Origin of the sequence: Allosphingosinicella sp. (assembly GCF_036403745.1) — a bacterium.
Lineage (GTDB): Bacteria > Pseudomonadota > Alphaproteobacteria > Sphingomonadales > Sphingomonadaceae > Allosphingosinicella.
The window spans coordinates 89,894-96,069 of record NZ_DASWQI010000098.1; the positions used below are offsets into that span (position 1 = coordinate 89,894).

The 6,176-nt window shown below is 68.2% G+C and carries 7 protein-coding genes; 3 read left to right on the forward strand and 4 right to left on the reverse strand.

Annotated features, from left to right (window positions below; translation table 11 throughout):
* Positions 1 to 3: 3 nt before the first annotated feature.
* The gene (locus VGC56_RS19325) at positions 4 to 510 is read left to right on the forward strand and encodes a GNAT family N-acetyltransferase (protein ID WP_464127538.1); all 507 of its coding nucleotides are present in this window, start codon (positions 4 to 6) and stop codon (positions 508 to 510) included.
* Positions 511 to 534: 24 nt separating this feature from the next.
* Here VGC56_RS19325 and VGC56_RS19330 read toward each other — a convergent pair whose 3' ends face one another.
* Positions 535 to 819, reverse strand: coding sequence for a DUF6916 family protein (locus VGC56_RS19330; protein WP_464127539.1), 285 nt, complete (start codon positions 817 to 819; stop codon positions 535 to 537).
* A gap of 11 nt (positions 820 to 830) precedes the next feature.
* Positions 831 to 1,316, reverse strand: a complete 486-nt coding sequence (locus VGC56_RS19335) for an SH3 domain-containing protein (RefSeq protein WP_464127541.1) — start codon at positions 1,314 to 1,316, stop codon at positions 831 to 833.
* A gap of 106 nt (positions 1,317 to 1,422) precedes the next feature.
* Between VGC56_RS19335 and VGC56_RS19340 the strand changes: the two genes are divergently transcribed.
* Positions 1,423 to 2,391 carry a 2-hydroxyacid dehydrogenase gene (locus tag VGC56_RS19340; protein WP_464127543.1) on the forward strand — a complete coding sequence of 323 codons (969 nt, stop codon included), beginning with the start codon at positions 1,423 to 1,425 and terminating at the stop codon, positions 2,389 to 2,391.
* A gap of 150 nt (positions 2,392 to 2,541) precedes the next feature.
* Here VGC56_RS19340 and VGC56_RS19345 read toward each other — a convergent pair whose 3' ends face one another.
* On the reverse strand, positions 2,542 to 3,948 hold the full coding sequence (locus VGC56_RS19345; RefSeq protein WP_464127545.1) for an NAD(P)H-dependent flavin oxidoreductase: 1,407 nt from the start codon (positions 3,946 to 3,948) through the stop codon (positions 2,542 to 2,544).
* Between the two features lie 61 nt (positions 3,949 to 4,009).
* On the reverse strand, positions 4,010 to 5,152 hold the full coding sequence (locus VGC56_RS19350; RefSeq protein ID WP_464127547.1) for a glycosyltransferase: 1,143 nt from the start codon (positions 5,150 to 5,152) through the stop codon (positions 4,010 to 4,012).
* A 233-nt stretch (positions 5,153 to 5,385) separates the two neighbouring features.
* Here VGC56_RS19350 and VGC56_RS19355 point away from each other — a divergent pair, with 233 nt between their 5' ends.
* Positions 5,386 to 6,150, forward strand: a complete 765-nt coding sequence (locus VGC56_RS19355; RefSeq protein WP_464127549.1) for a hypothetical protein — start codon at positions 5,386 to 5,388, stop codon at positions 6,148 to 6,150.
* Positions 6,151 to 6,176 lie beyond the last annotated feature (26 nt).

Here is a 6,176-nt window from a genome sequence, read left to right on the forward strand (position 1 = left end):
CCGATGCCGCCGCCGATTCGCCGAGCCGGGGCTCTCGGCGTCACCTGCCGCCCGGCGACCGACGACGACCTCCCGCATCTTGCGGAAACCTATTTCTCGACCCGGCTGGAGGAAGTGGCGCAATCCGGATGGCCGGCGGCCGACCAGGTGCGCTTCCTCTCCCACCAGTTTGATGCGCAGCACCGGCATTACCGCGCGCATTATCCGAACGCCGAGTGGCTAGTCGTCGAACGGGCCGGCACCGCCGTCGGACGGCTCTACATCGAGGAATGGGAGAGGGAGATCCGATTGATCGACATCGCCCTCCTTCCGGACGCGCGCGGCGGCGGGATTGGCCGTGCGCTGATCGAGGATTTGCTGGAGGACGCCGCGGCAAAGGGCAAGGCGCTGTCGATCCACGTCGAGCGGATGAACCCGGCGATGCGGCTTTACCTCCGCCTCGGCTTCGCCAAGGTGGACGAGCACGGCATCTACGATCTCATGGAATGGCGGGCGCCGCCGGTCGGATGAATGCCGATCAGACGGACGCCCCCATCACATGAACAGGGCTTCGTAGCGGATCCTGTCCTCTACGCGCGCGATCGGCACGATGAAAATATCCGAACGCTCGCCGCCACGGCTGAACGCATAGGTCGCCTGCGGCAGGACGAGATCGCCCGGACCCGACCATTCGAGCCGGAACGCGCCTCCCTCGCGCGTCGCGCGCGGCAGGGGCTGCACGACCTCGAGCGTGAGCGGGACGATCGTGCCCTCGGGCCCGTCGACCTCCCAGCTCTCGCCGACCGCACCTTCGAAATCCCCCTGCTTCACCCCCGTCATTTCCCAATCTCCTAACCGAGCGTGCCGCTCGCGTCCAAACCCCATAATTGCTCGACCCGGATATAGCCGCGGCGGCCCTTGGCGTCGAACATGCACCAGCCTCCGCCGCAACGCGAGAGGCGCCCTACGACGCCCGGCTCGGCGCGGAAGGTGACCGCCGAATGCTCGTCCGGCCCTTCGTGCAGGGCCCGCGGTTCGGAGCCGGTGACGAGGCCGGTGCGGGTGTCGCTGAGCAGGCGCTGCAGCATCCAGCCGGTCGCGCCGTCCGGATCCTGAACCTTGCGCCAATTGGGATAGGTTTCGATCACCTTCACCGGCAGATCGGCACGGACATAGAGCCACACCGCCGGATAATTGCGCCCCGGCCCCGTCCGCATCAGCGCCTTGCCGGCCGTGACCGAGGCCCAATAAGGCGGCTTCTTCTCGCTGTCGGCTGCGTACGCGCCGGCCGCCGCGAATACGGCAAGGGCGATGGCGGCAACGAGGCGTTTCGGCATGGTGTGGCGCGCTCCTTCTTCCGCCCACCCTTAGGCAGGACGGGGCGATGGGTTCAACTCTCCTTCGCGCTTGACGCTCCCCCCTCCCCTTCCCCAGGCGGGACGGATGAGGCGGATGAAGGTATTGGTGGCGCGCCGGCTGCCCGATGGCGTGGAGGCACGGATGTCGGCGCTGTTCGACGCCGCGCTCAATCCCGGCGATGCGCCGATGCCGCGCACGGCGCTGATCGAGGCGTTGGCGGACAGCGACGTGCTGGTGCCGAGCGTGGCAAATCCAGTGGACGCCGCGCTTTTGGAGAGCGCGGGGCCTGGGCTGAAGCTGGTCGCGAACTTCGGCGTCGGCGTCGACAATATCGATCTCGATGCGGCGCGTACGCGGGGCATCGCGGTGACCAATACGCCGGGCGTGCTCACCGAGGACACGGCCGACATCGCACTCGCGCTGATGCTGATGGCGGCGCGGCGGCTAGGCGCTGGCGAGCGGACGCTCCGCGCGGGCGCGTGGCGCGGCTGGGGGCCGACCGACCAGCTCGGCACCAGCCTTACGGGCAAGCGGTTGGGGATCGTCGGGATGGGGCGGATCGGCCAGGCGCTGGCGCTGCGGGCGCGGGCGCTCGGCATGCATATCGAGTATCATAGCCGACACCGCGTTGAGGCGGACGTGGAAGCGAGGCTGGAGGCGCGGTTCGAGCCGGATATGGACGCGATGCTCCGACAGGCGAATTTCGTCAGCCTTCACGCGCCCTATTCGGCCGCGACGCACCATCTCCTCGACCGGCGCAGGCTGGCGCTGGTGGGGCCGCATGCCTTCCTGATCAACACCGCGCGGGGCGCGATCGTCGACGAGGAAGCCTTGATCGAGCGGCTTGAGACGGGCGCGATCGCTGGAGCCGGCCTCGACGTCTACACGAACGAGCCGCACGTCGACCCGCGCCTGCTCGCGCTCGAGAATGTGGTGCTGCTCCCCCACCTCGGCTCCGCCACGGTCGAGACGCGGACGGCGATGGGGATGAAGGTGGTCGAGAACATCCTCGCCCTTCAGGAAGGCCGCGAACTGCCGGACCGGGTCGCCTGAATCTGCCTCCCCATCGACAGATGGGGAGGGGGACCAGCGTAGCTGGTGGAGGGGTATTCGCGCTCGGCAGCGGGTCGATCGCGAACCTCCGCTCCCTCCACCTTCGGTGGTCCCCCTCCCCATCGGCTCGCCGATGGGGAGGCACTGGACTCAATCGCCCGTCAGGATGCGGTCGACCAGCTGCTTCACCGTCGGCACGAAGCCGTTCGAATAGAAGGGGTCCTTCTTGAAGCGGAAGGCGGCGTGGCCGGCGAACATGAGGTTGTGTTCGACGGGCCCGCCATGGGCGATGTCCTGCAGCGTCTTCTGGATGCAGAAGCTCCGAGGGTCGGCGAGGCGGCCGGTCGAATTCTTCTCATTGTCCGCCCAGGACGAGAAAGCGCATTGCGAGAGGCAGCCCATGCAATCGGCCTGATCCTTACGGATCTGCGACTTCTCATCGGGCGTCACGAACACCAGCGTCTCGTCGGGCGTCTTCAGGGCGTCGGTGAAGCCCTGGGCATGCCATTCGCGCGCGTGGAGCAGGTCGCCGCGGGTCACCCAGTAATTCTTCTTGCCGCCGACACCGACGTCCAATTGGAAGCAATGGTCGCCCAATTCCTCCTTGGTGAAGGCGATCTGGCGGTGCGAGCGCGCCTCGAGCGCGCGAAGGAAGGGATTGCGGACCGCGGAGGAATAAAAACCGGTGGGCGAGAAGCGGTGGAGGAGGACGTCGCCTTCCTCGAGCGTCATCAGCCGCTGCTTCCAATCCTCGGGGATCGGGCTCTCCCTGGTGAGGAGCGGGCGGGTTCCGAACTGGAAGACGATCTGGCCGAGTTCGGGATTGTCGATCCAATTCTCCCACTCTTTCAGGTTCCAGACGCCGCCGGCCATGACGATCGGCACGCTGTCGGGAATGCCGCCCTCGCGCATCACCTCGCGCAATTCCTTGACGCGGGGATACGGATCCTGCGGCTTCAGCGGGTCCTCGGCGTTGGAGAGGCCGTTATGGCCGCCGGCGAGCCAGGGATCCTCGTAGACGACCGCGGCGAGCCATTCGGCGGCCTTCGAATAGGCCCGCTTCCACAGCGCCCGAAAGGCGCGGCCGGAGCTGATGATCGGCAGGTAATTCACGCCGTAAGAGGCTGCGATCTCGGACAATTTATAGGGCATGCCGGCGCCGCAGGTGACGCCCGCGACCAACCCCTTGGTGCGTTCGAGCACGCCCTGCAGGACGCGCTGCGCGCCGCCCATTTCCCACAGCACGTTGATGTTGATCGCACCCGCGCCGCCGGCAATCTCGTAGGCGCGGTGGACCTGCTGGACGGCGCCGTCGATCGCGTACTGGATCAGCTCCTCGTGCCGCTCGCGGCGGGTGAGGGCATGGTAGACCTGCGGGACGATGCGGCCTTCGGGATCGTAGCTGTCGGCGTTGACGGCGGAAACGGTGCCGATGCCGCCGGCCGCCGCCCAGGCGCCGGAGCTCGCATGGTTGGTGGCGGACACGCCCTTGCCGCCCTCCACGAGGGGCCATACTTCGCGGCCGCCGTAGAGGATCGGCTTCAAACCCTTGAACATCGTGCCTCCGAGTAAAATCGCCCGCGGCTATACAAGCGGGCGGCGGGAAATGCCCGCAAAATCATGCCTGACGCGTCATGAACGCATCGCGGCGGCCAATGGCTTCGCCATAGAGCGTGGCGTAGCGGGCGACCATCTCCGCCTCGTCATAACGCGCCGCGGCCCGCGCCCGGTTGGCGCGGCCGATGGCGCGGCGGAGGTCGGGCCGCGCGGCGAGACTTTCAAGGGCGGCGGCGAAGGCCGCCTCGTCCTCCCGCGCGACGATGAGCGGTGCATTGTCGGCGGAGACGATATGGCCGACGTCGCCGACCGCCGTCGCCACCGCCGGCACCCCGGCGGCCATCGCCTCGATGAGCGAGATCGGGAATTGCTCGCTGTCGGACGACAAAGCGAAGATGTCGAAACTACCGATCCAGCGGGCGGGATCGGGGAGGAAGCCGGGCATGTGCACCCGGTCGGCGACGCCGAGGCGGCCCGCCTCCGCGGCGATGCGCTCGCAGTCGGGGCCGGTGCCGACGATGACGAGCCGCGCCGGCGACGTCATCGCTGCAAAGGCGCGGACGAGGCGGGGCAAGTTCTTGACGGGGCGGAGGCCCGCGACGGTGCCGACCAGCACTTCGCCGGGCCGCTTCTCGACGCCGGGGATCGGCTCGGGCGGCGCTGCATAGTCGGCCAGCGGGATCCCGTTGGGGATGCGCACCATTCTCCCCTCCGGCTGCCGCCAAGCCGTGCGCGCGATCGTCTCGAGCGTCTCCGAAGGAACGACGAGGCGGTGGGCGGCGGGGAGGCCGAGGCGGCGATAGGCAGTGCGGCGGGGCTTCAGCGCCTCCACCTCGTCGGCGTTGAATCCGTCTTCGTGGTGGATCAGCGGGGGGAGCCGAATCGTTCCGGCGAACAGCCGCCGCGCCATCACCGCGTCGAAGGCGCCCCAATTGTAGGTGAGGACGAGGTCGAAGCCGCGCATCGCCCGCGCGATGCGGCTGAGCCGCCGCGGCGTCGGCCAGCCGGTGAGCGCCGGGCTGTGCTCCGGGAAGTGCGCCTCGACCCCGGCGCCGATGGCGGCGCGGGCGGAGCTTTCGCCGGGCATGGCGGTGAGGATGGTATGGCGGGCCGCGGGGCCGAAGGCGTTCATCAGCCGCACCGCCCGCGCTTCCTTGCCGCCGAGCGCGAAGGTCGAATGGACGTGGAGGATGTTGACCGGCACCCGCGCGCTCTCCCCGCCCGCGACGGCCGCAAGGCTCGCTCACCCATGCCACCGCCCAGCGGACCGCAAAAGCCCGTTTCGACCGTGCCGAAATCGGACAGGCGGGCCGTCCCGCACATGGACTCTTCCGTTGCGGAGCCGCAATGTCCGCGCCGCGACTCGGGGGGAGGGTCGCGAAACCCTTCCCCGCGCCGCCTGTCCCGCGTTCCAACGACAAAGGGAGGGCCTAGAGCATGGCTGTCAGCAGCAGAATCGCCAAGGAAAACGGCAACGATACCGGCAAGGGCAACGGCTTCGGCTACCAGAAGAAGGCCCTCGCCGACGGCCATTATACGATGGACGTGTCGGGCCTCGCCGCCGCCAATCACGGGCCGGGCGACGTCACAACCAACCAGGGCACGCTGGCCGACGGCACGCAGCTGTTCACCGAGGCGCGCTTCGGCGCGATCAGCATCGATACCATCCAGGGCGAAGCGGCGCTGCACCTCGTCACCGACAGCAGCAATGGCCGCCTCCGGGTCGACGACGGGTTCGACGCGGCGCACCAGGTGAAGCTCGGCAATCTCGGCGATTTGAGCTTCGACTATCTCGTTCAAAGCTCGGACCGCACCGACGTCATTCCGGTGCTCCGCATCACCCTCGACGCCGACGGCAATCTCGCCACCACCAACGACCGCGTCGACCTCGTGTTCGAATGGGCCTACCAGGGCAGCAGCCCTGTCACGCAGGGCAGCTGGCAGCATGCCGACTTGAGCGGCGACAATTGGAAGGCGTGGGAGCACACCTACTCGCCCAGCCAGAATATCGACTTCGGCCCCAATTTCGCGACGCTGAGCACCTGGGAGAGCGCGGCCGGCTTCACGCCGACGGGCGGCATCCATGTCGATGCGAACAGCATCGTGCTCGGCTGGCAGATCGCCGACGGCTCCGGCAACGGCACCAACAGCATGTTCCTCGATCACCTGCACGTCGGCGGCCAGGCGATCAACTTCGCCTGACGCTGCGGGCCTCGTCGCGCGCGCCT

What these genes read in the sequence shown, in the direction of transcription:
- VGC56_RS19325 (WP_464127538.1), top strand. Translation starts at nt 4, where the DNA reads ATGCCGCCGCCGATTCGCCGAGCCGGGGCTCTCGGCGTCACCTGCCGC.
- VGC56_RS19330 (WP_464127539.1), bottom strand. Translation starts at nt 819, where the DNA reads ATGACGGGGGTGAAGCAGGGGGATTTCGAAGGTGCGGTCGGCGAGAGC.
- VGC56_RS19335 (WP_464127541.1), bottom strand. Translation starts at nt 1,316, where the DNA reads ATGCCGAAACGCCTCGTTGCCGCCATCGCCCTTGCCGTATTCGCGGCG.
- VGC56_RS19340 (WP_464127543.1), top strand. Translation starts at nt 1,423, where the DNA reads ATGAGGCGGATGAAGGTATTGGTGGCGCGCCGGCTGCCCGATGGCGTG.
- VGC56_RS19345 (WP_464127545.1), bottom strand. Translation starts at nt 3,948, where the DNA reads ATGTTCAAGGGTTTGAAGCCGATCCTCTACGGCGGCCGCGAAGTATGG.
- VGC56_RS19355 (WP_464127549.1), top strand. Translation starts at nt 5,386, where the DNA reads ATGGCTGTCAGCAGCAGAATCGCCAAGGAAAACGGCAACGATACCGGC.